The sequence below is a fragment of the Longimicrobium sp. genome, from assembly GCF_036399935.1.
Lineage (GTDB): Bacteria > Gemmatimonadota > Gemmatimonadetes > Longimicrobiales > Longimicrobiaceae > Longimicrobium.
This window is the reverse complement of sequence record NZ_DASWMD010000019.1, coordinates 44,230-57,821: the sequence shown is the minus strand read 5'-3', so window position 1 is coordinate 57,821 and position 13,592 is coordinate 44,230. Positions and strand designations below refer to the sequence as shown.

Below are 13,592 nucleotides of genomic sequence, written 5' to 3'. Positions count from 1 at the left end.
ACCGCCGTTCAGCTGAACGGCATACCCACCCACTCCGCGTACTGCGCGGCGGACATGGGACGGCGGTGGGCGCGGTGGGCGGCGCGTTCGCGCATTCCCGCCGCGAACCCGCTCAGCGACGCGGTTCGCCCGGTGCGCGTGGCGAGCATCATCCGCGCCATCAGCGCGCGGGCCTGCTTGACGGCCCGCCGCCCGGGCGGGACGTACCAGTCGTTCCACAGCACGGCGTTTCGCGCACCGTAGAAGTCCATCCGGTTCCAGTCGCGCCATGCGTTCGAGGCGCGGTGGTGAACCTGCAGCCCCGGGTAGTGCACGCAGCGCAGCCCCTGCACGAAGCCGCGCGCCGCCAGTTCCCACTCCTCGAAGAAGTAGGCGAACACGGGCGAGTACCCGCCGAGCGCCAGGAACCGGTCGCGCCGGACCAGGTGCCCACAGCCGATGAAGGCGCGCACGGCGTACGGCCGGTCGGCCAGCGACGGCACCTGCGGCGCGTCCAGCCGCGGGTTGAAGATGGGAAAAGCCAGCGACAGCAGGTCGTCCCGCCCCTCGGCGAAGTGCACCGCGTCATCCAGCGAGCCCGAGACGGGAAACGAGTCGTCGTCCAGCCCCAGGTAGTAGGGCGCGTTCATCTCGCGGGCAATCTCGTTGCGCCGCACCACCATTCCCCGGGCTTCGGGGTAGCGACGCAGCTCCGCCCGGGGGCAGATGGACGCCGGGGCGAAGGGGCAGGGCTGGTCGGAGCCGTCGTCCACGATCAGCACCCGGAGGCCGCCCAGCCCCGCGTCGGCCAGGCGCTCCAGGGTGTTGCGCACCTCGTCCCAGCGGTTGTGCGTGGGAAACCCCACCTGCACCATCGTCGCCAGCTCACTCACCGGCCGCACTCTCCTGCATACGAGCGCTGCCCCGCTCCCGGATTGCCGCGACCACTCGCTCCGCCGCGCGGCCGTCCCATCCCTCCGGCGACCGCTCCCCCGGTGGGCGGCGCCCCTCGGCGGCGGCGGCGCGGAACGCCGACAGCACCCCTCCCCGCGTAAGCGGCCAGGGCGCGAGCCGGTTGGTTCCCTCGGAAACGGTCACCGGGCGCTCCGTCTGCTCGCGCAGCGTCACGCAGGGCACCCCCAGCGCCGTCGTTTCCTCCTGCAGCCCGCCGGAGTCGGTGAGCACCACCGCGCCGCCGTCCGTCAGCCCCAGCATCTCGCGGTAGCCCAGCGGCTCCAGCACGCGGACGCCGTCCAGCGCGCCGGCCAGCCCGAACCGCTCGACGTTGCGGCGGGTGCGGGGATGCATGGGAAAGACGACGGGCATCTCGCGCGCGGCGTCGGCCAGGGCGCCCACCGCCTGGGCAAGGGCCAGCGGGTCGTCCACCATGGACGGCCGGTGCAGCGTCACCACGGCGTAGCCGCCCCTCGGAAGGCCCAGCGACTCCGGTGTGCCCAGCGCGCGTGCCGCGGGCAGCTGCGCGAAAAGGGTGTCGATCATCACGTTGCCCGCGAATACCACGCGCTCGCCGGGAATGCCCTCCGCCCGCAGGTTGGGGTGCGCGTCGCGGCTGGGGGTGAGCAGCAGGTCCGACAGCCGGTCCGTCAGCACCCGGTTCACCTCCTCGGGCATCCGCCAGTCGCCGCTGCGCAGCCCGGCCTCCACGTGCGCCACCCGGCATCCCAGCTCCGGCTGCAGCTTGGCGGCCACCAGGGCGCAGGCCAGCGTGGAATTCACGTCGCCGACCACGACCACCCAGTCGGGCCGGACGTCGCGCAGCACGGGTTCGAAGGCGGTCATCACCCCCGCCGTCTGCACGGCGTGGCTGCCGGAGCCCACACCCAGGTGGTAGGCGGGCGCGGGGATGCCCAGGTCGCGAAAGAAGGCGTCCGACATCCGCTCGTCGTAGTGCTGCCCCGTGTGCACGAGCGGCGGGTCGATGCCGCGGCGGCCCAGCTCGGCAACGACGGGAGCAACCTTCATGAAGTTGGGGCGCGCGCCCGCCACCACGAGAACCCGCATCACCTCCGTCCCCCACGCGCGTGCGCCGCGCCCAGTACGATGTCGAGCAGCGCCAGTTCGGGCCGGGGCCCCGCCTGGCGCGCGGCCAGCGCGTGGGCCCGCGCTCCGACGGAATCCCAGTCCGCGCGGCCCGCCCACGCGCGCTCCAGCGCGGCGCCGAACGATCGCGGGGTGGCGACGTCGGCCAGAAAGCCGGTGCGGCCTTCGTGCACCCACTCGGCGATGCCGCCCACGTCCGTGGCCACGGCCGGCCGGCCGCAGAGCATGGCCTCGACCAGGGCCAGCGGGGTTCCCTCGGCCCGCGAAGGCATCACCAGCAGGTGGTTCTCGGCCCAGATGGCCCGCACGTCGTCCACGTGGCCGCGGAACTCCACCCTTTCGTGAACTCCGTACAGCCGCGCCAGCTCGCGCAGGTAGCGCTCGTCGGGCCCGCCGCCGAACAGGTTCAGCCGCCACTCCCGCCCGCGCCAGGCGGGCTGCGAAAGCACCTGCAGGAGCACGTCCTGGCCCTTGTCGCCCACCTGCAGCCGGGCCACGCTGGCCATCCGCACGGGCGACTCCGGCGGGGGCGCCACCGGGGCGCGAACCCGCAGGTTCACGGGGTTGCGGACCACCGCCGCGTTGGCCAGTCGAACCGAGAGCTGCCGCTCGGCCGTTTCGCGGTTGCCGTCGGCCACGAAGCCGGCCAGGTGCGCGCCCGCATAGAACGCAGCTCCCTGGGCCCGGTACGCGTCGGGAGGCGGGCGGAAGTCGCTGACGTAGTGGCAGATCGTGACGTACGGCGTTCCGGAACGGCCGAGCCAGCGCGTCAGTTCGCCGACGTGAAGAAAGCCCAGCAGCGCGCCCTCGCTCAGCAGGACCACGTCGGGCCGGAAGCGGAACAGGGGGGCGAACGGCGAAACGGCCGGCACGCGGGGCAGGCGCATCGGCCGCCGCGCCAGCCGGCCGGCGACCCGCTCCAGCCCCAGCCGGTACGAGTGGCCGCGCCGGTGCAGCCGCGCGCCGCGCGCCGCGAGTTCCCGCAGCTGGGGCGCCACCTGCCCGGCGCGGTTGACGAACACGGCCACCTCGTGCCCCCCGTCCAGGGCCGCGTGCGCCATCCGCGACCAGAGCTCTTCGCTCCCCGCCCAGGGAGGGCCCTCCATCGTCGAAACGATCGCGATCCTCACTCCGCCTCCCCCCGCACCCCTTTGCCAGCCGCCCCCGGGCCGCCCGCGGCGACCCGGACGAGCTCCGCCTCCAGGCGGTCGATGCCGCGCGCGGTGCTCCATTCCTCTTCCACGTTGCGGGCCCCCGCCTCTCCCAGGCGGCGTGCGAGGGCGGGGTCGTCCAGCAGCGCCCGCAGGCCCGCCGCCACCTCGTCCGCGCTACGCTGGACGGCGAACCCGTTCATCCCGTCCCTGATCGTCTCGCGGACGCCGCCCTCGGCCACCGCCACCACCGGCGTCCCGCACGCCGCGGCTTCCAGCGGCGCCAGGCCAAAGGGCTCCAGCTCCGAGGTGTAGACCAAGGCGGCCGCGGTGTTCAGGACCTCCACCAGCTCCCCGTCCGTCACCCGCAGCCGCACCCGGAAGTCCACGTCCAGCTCGGCGCTCACTTCCTCCATCCGCGCCCTGTACGCCGGCGTCGCCCGGTCGGCCACCCACACCAGGGGCGGGCGCGGCGCGGGGAGCAGCGACACCGCGCGGATCGCCAGCTCCACCCCCTTTGCCGCATCCACGGCCCCCAGCCCCGCCACGAAGCGCTCGCGCGGCCGGCCCGTGGGCCGGAACAACGAGGTGTCCACCCCCAGGTAGCACACCCGCGCGTCGCGCCCGTAGGTGCGGATGACGCTCTCGCGGCTGTAGAACGAATTGACGAGGATGGTGCCCGCGGCCAGCGCGTTGCGGTGCTCCTCCCGCGCCTGCGCCCGGTCGGTCAGCAGCCGCGCGGCGTCGGCGGCGGCGAGGGCGGCGCGGCGGAGCACGCTCCCGCCCGCGGTCACGTCGCCCACCCACGGCAGCACGGGGCGCGCCTCGTAGAAGGGCCGGAACGGCTCGTGAAGGTACACCGCCCCCGGAGTGCGCAGGTGGCGCGGCACGAACGGCATGCCGTACACCTCGTCGCCGTGCACCAGCACCACGTCGAACCCGCCGGCGTCGATCTCCTCCGCCGACCGCCGGCACGCCTCGATCATGGCACGGAGGCGAGCGACACGGTTGTGGTACACGCCGTACACCCGCCCCGCGGGCGACCCGGGCGTCCGCGCGCGCCAGGACATCGGGACCACCCGCTCGTCCACCAGCCCCGACAGCGGCAGGTAGTCGCGGCGCTCGCTGAGCGTCCAGGCACTCACCCGGTGCCCACGCTCCACCAGCCCCCGCACGTGCGTGTACAGCGAGCGCTTCCCTCCCCCGGTGGAGAGGTTGTGCCAGACGGCGATCCTCATGCGGTCCGCGCGGCGCGGTAGGCGTCCAGCGTCTGCCGCACGCACCGGGCCCAGCTGAACTCGGCCGCGCGGGCGAGCGAACGCTCCCGCAGCCGCTCCCGGAGGGCAGAGTCGCGGTACACGTCCAGCATGGCCTGGCTCAGCGCGTCGTCGTCGGTGGGATTCACCATGAGCCCCGCGCCGCCCACCACCTCGGGGAGCGACGAACTGTTGGACGTGATCACCGGCGTGCCGCACTGCATGGCCTCCAGTGGCGGCAGGCCGAAGCCCTCGTACAGCGACGGGTAGACGAACGCCATCGCACCGCTGTACAGGGCCGCGAGGTCCTCATCCGGCACGAAGCCAGCAAGCGCCACACGCGGCCCGGCGCCCCGGGCAGCCTGGTACACGGAGTCGGCCCTCAGCCCGCGCGGGCCCACCAGGACCAGCGACAGGTCGCGGATGCCCTGGGCGGCGGTCAGCGCAGCGAACGACCGCACCAGGCGCTCCATGTTCTTGCGCGGCTCCAGGGTGTTCAGGCTCAGCAGGTACGGGCCTTCCGGAATGCCGTACCGTGCCCGCGCCCTTGCAACCACCCCCTCGTCGCGCACCGGGTAGAAGAGCACCGGGTCCGCCGCCCAGGGGATCACGAACACGCGCGCCGGGTCCAGCTCCGGCCGGTACGCGCACAGGTCGTCGCGGGTTCGCTCCGAGATGGCAATAGCCCAGTCGTCCGGCCGCAGGCTGCCCAGGATCCCCCGCAGCTCGCGGATGCCGAACGGCGACGACATCCGTGGAAACAGGATGGGGATCAGGTCGTGCACCGTCAGCACCCGTACCGCCGGCCGGGTGCGCGCGGGAGCGGGCAGCGCAAAGCGGGGAGAGTGGAAGAGGTCGCCCCCCGCCACGGCGGGGGGCCTGACGGCCCGCAGCACCGGGTCGGCCGCCTTGCGCCCGTGCAGCAGCACTCGCCTGACCACCTTCGTGGGCACGCTGGCGCCCGCGCCCACGCGCGCGTGGAAGCCGCGGTCCAACCGCGCGACCAGGCCGGTGCCGGCCGGCGCGGGCGTGAACGGCACACCCCGGAGTTCCGGGACGGTGCGGGCGTACTGCACCGCGTGCCCGTACGCCCGTACCGACTCCATGGCGCTCAGCCGCAGATCGCATCGCCCGGAGGCGGCCAGGCCGCGGGCCACCCGGTCCACCACGCGAAAGATCCCCGTGCGGTGGGTGGTGTCGGCGTGGCCCAGCCCCAGGCTGGAAACGTCGTAGACGACCTTCATGCGCGTTCCCATCACCGCGCCGCCATGGCCGCGCGATACCCGTCCACCGTGTGCCGCGCGCACCGCGCCCAGCTGAAACCCGCCGCGCGCGCCAGGCTGCGCTCCCTCATGCGCTCACGCTGCGCCCCGTCCCGGTACACGTGCAGCATGGCCCCGCCCAGCGCGTCCTCGTCGGTGGGATGCACCAGGATCCCTGCGTCTCCCACCACTTCGGGAAGCGACGACGTGTTCGAGGCGATCACCGGCACCCCGCACTGCATGGCTTCCAGCGGCGGCAGCCCGAACCCCTCGTAGAGGGATGGATAGACGAAAGCCAGCGCGCCGCTGTAGAGGGCCGCGAGATCCTCGTCGGGCACGTAGCCCGTCAGCACCACGCGAGCCGGCGAGATTCCCGCCTCGCGCGCCATTCGGCCGAGCAGGTCCACGTTCGTCCCCCGGCTCCCCACCAGGACGAAGCACAGGTCGGAGATCCTTTCCTGGGCCGCCATGCGCGCGAACGCCCGTACCGCCCGGTCCATGTTCTTGCGCGGGTCCAGCGTGTTCAGGCTCAGCAGGTAGGGCGCGCCGCCGATGCCGTACCGGGCGCGCACCCGGTCCAGGGCCGCGGGATCCTCCACCGGGTGAAAGACGGCCGGATCCGCCGCCCAGTAGGTGACGATGATCCGGGCCGGGTCCAGGTCGGGCCGGTACTCGCACAGGTCCTGCCGCGTGCGCTCGGAAACGGCGAACACCCAGTCTTCGGGGCGCAGGCTGGCCAGGATGGCCCGCATCTCCCGGGTGGCGGCGGGCGAGACCGTTTCGGGCACCAGGATGGGAATCAGGTCGTGCACCGTCATGAAGCGGGCGGCGGCGCCCGTCCGGGCCGGCGCGGGAAGCGCGAACCGCGGCGAGTGGAAGACGTCGGCCTCGGGCGCGCGCGCCGGCGCCACGGCGTTCAGCACCGCCTCCATCGCCTGGCGGCCGTGCAGCAGCCCCCGGCGGTACGCCTTGGTGGTCACCGGGGCACCGGGGCCGCCGGCCCGGGCGGCGTGCGCGTTCACCAGCCGGCGCACCAGCCCCAGCCCCGGCTGCGTCCGCGCCAGCCGCTGGCCTGGAAGTACGGCGGAGGCGGCAAGGTAGTTGGCCGTGTGCGCAAAGAACTCGGCCGAGTGCAGCGCGCTGAACGCGACCTCGCACTCGTCCATGGCGAGGAGTTCCTGGGCAAGCCGCTCCACGACGCGAAAGATGCCGGTCCGGTGCACCCGGTCGGCGTGGCCGAGTCCCAGGCTGGAGATGTCGTAGACCACGCGCAGCGGCGGACCCGCGGGTGCGGCGGGCGCAGCCGGGGCGGGCGGAGCGCCAGGGGTGGTTCGCTCGTTCAGCAACTCGCGCCCCTATCCGATGCGGAGGCCGGACGAAGCTTCGGCCTTTCTGACGATCAGCCCGAACGACGTGGCCACGTGGCCGTCGAGGCTGAGCCGAAGGTGCGGATTGTGCGTGAACGGCGGCCGGTCCACGTGGAGGTCCGCGGGCAGGGTTCCCTCGGTGAAGTCCAGCTCGGCGACATCGTGGCCGGCGGCCCGCAGCTCGGCCGCGATGGCGCGCAGGTCCCGGCGGCGGAAGATGACCGCCCCGCCGGTCCGGACGGTCGGGCCATTGGACGACGCGTTGTACTCCGTCGTGTGCACGGCCACCCCGCCGGGCCGCAGACATCGCATGGCGTTGTAGATGAACTCAGCCCCGTGCCGCAGCGATCCCAGGTGCTCCAGCGAGCACGACGACCACAGGAAGTCGAACCCCGACAGGTCGGCCGGGATGGCGTTCATGTCCACTGGGCGGAAAGAGACTTGGCGGGCGAACGCCTCCGGCGGGCAGACGCCGTTCAGGTTCAGGTCCGCCAGGGAGCTGGCGTGCTGGTTGGTTTCGATCCACCCCGTCCCCTGCGCCTGCTCGGCCGCCAGGTCGGTGGCCAGGACGTCGCAGCCCATCGACGCGAACAGCGCGGGTAGCGGCTCGTGGCCCACGGCGAAGCCCAGCCCCCGCCGGTCCGGCTGCAGCATCCCGCGCTCGTCGAGCGCCTGCGCGATGTAGCAGAATTCCCACACCTTGCGATGCAGCTGGAAAGGCTGTCCCATCCGCGCGGCCCACGCGCGGAACGCGGGCGACTCCAGCTGGTCCTGGCGGCACAGCGACGAGCGCAGCGGCGTCTGTGGAGCGGCCGAAGGACGCAGCCGGACCCCCAGCCGCCTGCGCCACAGGTACGCCGTGCCGAAACGCTCGGCGACCCACTGCTCAGTGAGCCCGGCCTGGCCAAGCTCGTACCGGACCCGGCGCACCACCCTCCGGGGCAGCGTGAGCTTCGGCTCGTCGTACGGGTGAATCTTCGTCACAATGCGGCGATGTTCAGAATGAGGACCGTCGGCCGGTGCTACCTGGAGCGCCGGCGCCCATCGCAGCGCTGAACGTCACCTCGCACTCGTCCATGGCGAGGAGTTCCTGGGCAAGCCGCTCCACGACGCGAAAGATGCCGGTCCGGTGCACCCGGTCGGCGTGGCCGAGTCCCAGGCTGGAGATGTCGTAGACCACCTTCATCGCGAGCGCCTTCACCGCCCCGCCACCGCCACGCGGTACGCGGCGAGGGTCTGCCGGGCGCATCTCTCCCAGCTGAAGCCCGCCGCCTGCGCCAGCGACCGCGCCCGCATCCGCTCCCGCAGGGCCGCATCGCGGTACACGTCCAGCATGGCCTGGCTCAGCGCGTCGTCGTCGGTAGGATCCACCATGATCCCCGCGCCGCCCACCACCTCGGGGAGCGACGAATTGTTGGACGTGATCACCGGCACCCCGCACTGCATGGCCTCCAGTGGCGGCAGGCCGAAGCCCTCGTACAGCGAGGGGTAGACGAACGCCGTCGCACCGCTGTACAGCGCCGCGAGGTCTGCATCGGCCACGAAGCCGGCCAGGACGATGCGCGCGCCCTGGCACCGCGCCTCGCCCAGGGCCCGGAAGATGGTTTCCGTCTTCCACCCCGTGGCTCCCACCAGCACGAGGCTCGCGGCGTCGACCCCTTCCTCCCGCGCGAAACGTGCGAACGACCGCACCAGGCGGTCCAGGTTCTTGCGCGGCTCCAGCGTGTTCAGGCTGAGAAGGTACGGCCCATCGGGAATCCCGTACCGCCCGCGCACGGCCTCCAGCGCCGCCCTGTCGGTCACCGGGTGAAAGCGCGCCGGGTCTGCCGCCAGAGGGGTGACGAACACCCTTGCCGGGTCCAGGTCCGGGCGAAAGGCGCACAGGTCGGCGCGGGTGTTCTCCGAGTCGGCGACGACCCAGTCGTCCGGCAGCAGAGAGCCCAGGATCACGTTCTTCACCCCGTGCACCACCTCCGGCTCGAAGAACTGGGGAAACCGCACGGCGATGAGGTCGTACACCGTCAGGAACCGCTGGACGGGGCTGTCGGGCCGCGCACGCGGGGGAAGTTCCAGCCCGGGGGAGTGGAAGACGTCCACCCCTTCGGGGATCCGCCTGTTGGCTTCGCCCGCCACCCGGTGAGCCAGCCCCTCGGCGCGGTCGCGAGCCCACCGCCACGGCCCCCCGGCGCCCGGCCGGCGCCCTCCGGAAAACAGCATGCGGGCGAGGGTGGGGGCGCCCGGCGCACCGATCACGGGCACTCCGGCAAGATCCGCCGAGCCCGCAAGGTACGCCAGCGCGTCTCCCATGGGCTGGAGCAGTCCCGGGGCGCCGAACGCCAGGTCCACGCCCCCGGCGCGCGACAGCGCGCGGGCGGTTTCCTCGACGGCGCGGAACACCCCGGTGCGCGGGATCTCGCCGCGATGCCCCTTGCCCAGCAGGGAAACGTCGTATAACACCCTCATTCGGGCGCTCACCCCCGCAGCCGGGCGGAGACGCCGCGCGCGCGCTGCCCGGCCCGCAGCCGCGCCCGCAGCGCCGCCATCGCCGCCCTGCGCGCCGGCGAGCGATGCACGGGGGGGCGGGGCGTGGCGAGTTCCCGTTCCAGGATCGGGCGGACGATCGGGTTGCGCAGGCAGAACTCGCGATACACCCGGCGCGCCGCGCGCACCCGCTCCAGCGGCGAAAGCGGGGCGGCAAGGCAGCGCTCCACCAGCGCTACCGCCAGTTCGATGTTGTTCACCAGGATGCCGCCCTGCGACTCGGGCGCCAGCGTCTGCGCCAGGTCTTCCTGCGTCTTGCGGCGGAACACCCGGTATTCGAACAGCGGCTCGGCAATCGCCGCGACCTCGCCGCGAAGGCACATGTCCAGCGTGAGCACCACGTCGAACCCCCACACGGCGCGCAGCGGCATCACCTTTCGCAGCACCTCGGCCCGCATCAGGCCGTAGAAATCGTACCAGAAGCTGGCCCGCGCCACGGCCGCGGCGCGGTCGCCCGGCGTTGCTCCCACGGGGCGGATGCCCCCAGGCCACTCGGGGTCGCCCAGCGGGGCGCCGTCCTCGTCGATGGGCAGCACGTCCGTGCAGCAGAGGACGACCTCGGGACGCGTCTCCAGCACGGGCACGCAGCGGGCCAGGTACTCCGGATTGCGCCGGTCGTCGAACGCCGCCCACATGAAGTATTCGCCGCGCGCGAGTTCGAAGGCGCGGTTGAAGTTGCAGACCGCACCCATGTTCCGGGGCTGCCGGTGATAGCGCAGCCTTGCGTCGCGGGCTGCGTACTCCCGGCAGATCGCCTCCGTGCCGTCGGTGGACGCGTTGTCGGAGACGACCAGTTCCAGGTCGGCGTAGCTCTGCCCCAGGACGCCGTCCAGCGCCTCGCGCAGGTATCGCTCGCCGTTGTACACCGGCAGGCCCACGCTTACGCGGGGCGCGGCCCCGGCGCTCATGCGGCGCCTCCCCATGCCATGCGGCGCAGCAGGGCCCGGAGTTCCGGATCCGCCTCGGCGTACTGCGCCGTCCGGTTGTCGGCGACGAGCAGGTTTTCCTGCTCGCCCGAGCGGAAGGTGCCGCTCCGGTGCCACTCCTGCGGGCGGTACGCCTCGCCGGTCGCGCCCACCACCACCGCCTGAAGTCCCATCGCCTCCACCTGGCGCGTCATCCCGCCCCGTCCGCTCTCGAACGCGAGCGCGTCCATCTTGCTGCGCACCTCTCCCAGCCGCAGCCCCAGCATCGTTTCGCGCCGCAGCATGAACCCGTTGGACCTCACGTGCGGGTTGGGGAACGGGTGGAACACCGCCCGTGCGCACCGTAGCTCCCGCCGCTGCGCAAGGTAGGTACGGACGCCGGCGGCCGCCCGGCGGCGCACCCACTGGCCCGCCGCGTGCCGCGCGAACCGGGCGGGCGCAAGCACGTGCGCCCGCAGGTTGGAGTAGTGGCTTTCCCACGACCCCGAGCCGCCGGCCAGCCCCACCTCCGGCCGCGCCGCATGGTGGTGAAGCGCGGCGAGCCACCCTGCGCGCAGCGGGCGGCTGTACGAATTCAGGAAGCAGAGGAACTCACAATCCAGCGCCCGCGCGGCCGCCGCGTACGCCGGGATGTCCTGCACGGCGGCGGGCATCACCAGTTCCTCGTGCTCCACCGCCCGCGCCAGCGCGCGGAACGGCTCACGGTCGGCCCCGCCCGAAAACCCGTTGTACACGACCATGAGCCGGTGCGCGACGCCGGCGGCGTGGCGGCGGTACGCGCCCAGGAAGCCGGCGAGTTCCGCCGTCCCCAGCGGCGCCCACACCAGGTGCACGACACCCACCTGCGGGGGCACCTCAGGAACGGCCCAGCACGCGCCGTACGCGCCCCCCCCAGCGGTTCGCGGCCTGGGCCGCCCAGACGCGCAGCCAGGGCAGAGCGTCGCCCACGCCCCCGCGCCGCTGCAGGATGCCCAGCCCGTGCTGGTCGGTCAGCACGAGCAGGCGGTACTTGCCCGGACGCTCGCGCACGAAGTCCTCCACGGCCGTCAGCACGCCGTTGCGAGGCCCCCCTTCGTGGACGGCGTTGTACAAGCCGGCGTTGCTTCCCCCGCTCTCGACCAGCTCGGACCGGCCGGGGACCATCCCCTTCATCGCGTGCGGCTGCACGAACGGGGCGGGCACGGTCTCGGGCTGGTAGTACATGTCGCGACGCCCATACGGCCACCCCACGTCGTGCAGGAAGATCGTCCCGCCGGGGCGCAGCAGGTCGCTCTCGTCGATCGCCTTGAGCTCGTGGTAGACGGTGTACCAGTTGTGGTCGCCGTCGACCAGGATGCAGTCGAAGCGCTCGCCCAGGGTGGGAAGCACCTCCAGGCTCAGGCCTCGGCGTACCGACACGCGGTCGCCGTTCAGCCTCGTGAGGTCCAGGTCGATGCAGGGATCCACCACCACCAGCGACACGCCGTCCACCTCCAGCAGGCGGGCTGTGTGCTCGCCGAAGCTCGCCCCCACCTCGCACAGCCGTCGATACCCGGCCCGGCGGATGTACGGGTTGATCACCGAATCGGAAAAATATTTCATCGTGCTGCCTGGTTCTGCGATTCCGCGGCCGGGTGCGCGCGCCACCAGGCGATCACGTCCCCGAGCCCCTCGTCCAGCCCCCACCGGGGCGTCCACCCCACCTCGCCGCGCAGCCGCGCCACCGCGGGCACCAGGGCGGCGGGGTCGCCCGGCGGCGACGCGAGGGCGCCCAGCTCCAGCAGCTCGGGCCGGCCCATCCGGGCCGCGATCTTCCGCGCCACCTCGGCCACCGTGACCGGCTGGCCGGAGCCGATGTTCACCGGGCCCGCCACCTCCCCGTCCAGCAGCGCGGCGAATGCCGCGCCCACGTCGGCCACGTGCAGAAAGTCGCGCAGCTGCGCCCCGTGCGAGCACCGCGCCGGCTGCCCCGCTGCCAGCGACCGCACGATCGAGGGGACCAGCCGGGCCGGCGCCTCGTGCGGTCCGTACAGCAGGAACACGCGTCCCCAGGCGGCGCTGAAGCCCGCCTGGCGCGCAAACCCGTCCAGCGCCTGCCACGCCGCCAGCTTGCAGCTTCCGTACAGCGTCGCCGGCCGCAGCGGCGTGCCGACCTCCGAGCAGAGCGCGTGCCCCCACTCGTACTCCGCGCAGGTGCCGGCGAAGGCCGCCCGCGTGCCCCCCGCCTCGGCGAACGCGCGGGCCAACTGCAGCGTGGCCCCAACCCAGCCCAGGTTCTCGGGCGAGCGCCAGAAGCTGCCGTGCTCCACGTACCACGCCAGGTGCAGCAGGTGGGTCGGGCGCACGGCCCGCACCACCGCCTCGGCCTCGCCGGCGCGCAGCAGGTCGGCGGCGTGCCAGCGCACCTCTTCGGCGGCCCGCGGGGGGGCGCGCCGCGCCACGGCGTGCACCTGAAAGCCCCGCGCCACCAGCGGCGCCAGCGCGTGCCGGCCGATGAACCCGGTGGCGCCTGTCACCAGCACGCGGGGGCTCACGGCGCGAAGTCGGGATAGGCGCCGTCGCGGTCCGAGATCACGCGGGCATCCGCCGAAGGCCAGCGGATGCCGAAGGCCGGGTCGTCCCAGCGCACCCCCCGCCCGCTCGCGGCGTGGTAGCGGGCGGAAATCTGGTAGAACACCTCGGTCCCGTCGACCAGCGTCTGAAATCCGTGGGCAAACCCCTCGGGCACGTACAGGGCGCGGCGGCTCTCGGCCGAGAGCTCCACGCCGAACCACCGCATCCGCGTGGGCGACCCGGGACGCAGGTCCACCACCACGTCGTACACGGCGCCCGCGGTGCATCGCACCAGCTTGGCCTCCGCGTGCGGCGCGGCCTGGTAGTGCATGCCCCGCAGGGTGCCCGCGCGCGCATTGAAGCTAACGCTGCACTGGGGGAACTCGGCGCGCATTCCCCGCCGCGCGAACTCGTCGGCGTCGAACGTCCGCGCAAAGAAGCCCCGCTCGTCCTGCACGCGCTCCGGCTCCACCACCCAGGCACCGGGCAGCGGCGTCTCGGTAAAGATCATCGGGGG

At 73.3% G+C, this 13,592-nt stretch carries 14 protein-coding genes; all 14 read right to left on the bottom strand.

The window, feature by feature from the left end; translation table 11 throughout:
- Positions 1 to 8: 8 nt before the first annotated feature.
- From VGB24_RS07130 to rfbC, 14 genes are read right to left on the bottom strand one after another with little or no spacing between them, the layout of a single operon-like run.
- Positions 9 to 872: a glycosyltransferase family 2 protein gene (locus tag VGB24_RS07130; protein ID WP_331072250.1), complete on the bottom strand. Its 864-nt coding sequence runs from the start codon at positions 870 to 872 to the stop codon at positions 9 to 11.
- Positions 865 to 2,004 carry a non-hydrolyzing UDP-N-acetylglucosamine 2-epimerase gene (gene wecB, locus VGB24_RS07125; RefSeq protein ID WP_349263899.1) on the bottom strand — a complete coding sequence of 380 codons (1,140 nt, stop codon included), beginning with the start codon at positions 2,002 to 2,004 and terminating at the stop codon, positions 865 to 867. Before wecB ends, VGB24_RS07130 begins: the two co-directional genes overlap by 8 nt.
- Complete coding sequence (locus VGB24_RS07120; protein WP_331072248.1) at positions 2,001 to 3,170, bottom strand: glycosyltransferase family 4 protein; 1,170 nt, start codon at positions 3,168 to 3,170, stop codon at positions 2,001 to 2,003. Before VGB24_RS07120 ends, wecB begins: the two co-directional genes overlap by 4 nt.
- Positions 3,167 to 4,429, bottom strand: coding sequence for a glycosyltransferase family 4 protein (locus VGB24_RS07115; RefSeq protein ID WP_331072247.1), 1,263 nt, complete (start codon positions 4,427 to 4,429; stop codon positions 3,167 to 3,169). Before VGB24_RS07115 ends, VGB24_RS07120 begins: the two co-directional genes overlap by 4 nt.
- Entirely contained in the window at positions 4,426 to 5,691 is a 1,266-nt protein-coding gene (locus tag VGB24_RS07110; RefSeq protein ID WP_331072246.1) for a glycosyltransferase family 1 protein, read from the bottom strand. The genes VGB24_RS07115 and VGB24_RS07110 overlap by 4 nt, the downstream gene beginning before the upstream one ends.
- Positions 5,692 to 5,702: 11 nt before the next feature.
- On the bottom strand, positions 5,703 to 7,055 hold the full coding sequence (locus VGB24_RS07105; protein ID WP_331072245.1) for a glycosyltransferase family 1 protein: 1,353 nt from the start codon (positions 7,053 to 7,055) through the stop codon (positions 5,703 to 5,705).
- 9 nt (positions 7,056 to 7,064) lie between these two features.
- The gene (locus VGB24_RS07100) at positions 7,065 to 8,060 is read right to left on the bottom strand and encodes a class I SAM-dependent methyltransferase (protein WP_331072244.1); all 996 of its coding nucleotides are present in this window, start codon (positions 8,058 to 8,060) and stop codon (positions 7,065 to 7,067) included.
- A gap of 13 nt (positions 8,061 to 8,073) precedes the next feature.
- A complete protein-coding gene (locus VGB24_RS07095) occupies positions 8,074 to 8,277 on the bottom strand; it encodes a hypothetical protein (protein WP_331072243.1) in 204 nt (67 codons plus the stop codon).
- A complete protein-coding gene (locus tag VGB24_RS07090; RefSeq protein WP_331072242.1) occupies positions 8,274 to 9,539 on the bottom strand; it encodes a glycosyltransferase family 1 protein in 1,266 nt (421 codons plus the stop codon). Before VGB24_RS07090 ends, VGB24_RS07095 begins: the two co-directional genes overlap by 4 nt.
- An 8-nt stretch (positions 9,540 to 9,547) precedes the next feature.
- Positions 9,548 to 10,525 carry a glycosyltransferase family 2 protein gene (locus tag VGB24_RS07085; RefSeq protein WP_331072241.1) on the bottom strand — a complete coding sequence of 326 codons (978 nt, stop codon included), beginning with the start codon at positions 10,523 to 10,525 and terminating at the stop codon, positions 9,548 to 9,550.
- On the bottom strand, positions 10,522 to 11,397 hold the full coding sequence (locus VGB24_RS07080) for a hypothetical protein (protein ID WP_331072240.1): 876 nt from the start codon (positions 11,395 to 11,397) through the stop codon (positions 10,522 to 10,524). Before VGB24_RS07080 ends, VGB24_RS07085 begins: the two co-directional genes overlap by 4 nt.
- 1 nt (position 11,398) lies before the next feature.
- Positions 11,399 to 12,124: a class I SAM-dependent methyltransferase gene (locus VGB24_RS07075; RefSeq protein ID WP_331072239.1), complete on the bottom strand. Its 726-nt coding sequence runs from the start codon at positions 12,122 to 12,124 to the stop codon at positions 11,399 to 11,401.
- On the bottom strand, positions 12,121 to 13,056 hold the full coding sequence (locus tag VGB24_RS07070) for an NAD(P)-dependent oxidoreductase (protein WP_331072238.1): 936 nt from the start codon (positions 13,054 to 13,056) through the stop codon (positions 12,121 to 12,123). The genes VGB24_RS07075 and VGB24_RS07070 overlap by 4 nt, the downstream gene beginning before the upstream one ends.
- Complete coding sequence (gene rfbC, locus VGB24_RS07065) at positions 13,053 to 13,586, bottom strand: dTDP-4-dehydrorhamnose 3,5-epimerase (RefSeq protein ID WP_331072237.1); 534 nt, start codon at positions 13,584 to 13,586, stop codon at positions 13,053 to 13,055. Before rfbC ends, VGB24_RS07070 begins: the two co-directional genes overlap by 4 nt.
- Positions 13,587 to 13,592: the final 6 nt, after the last annotated feature.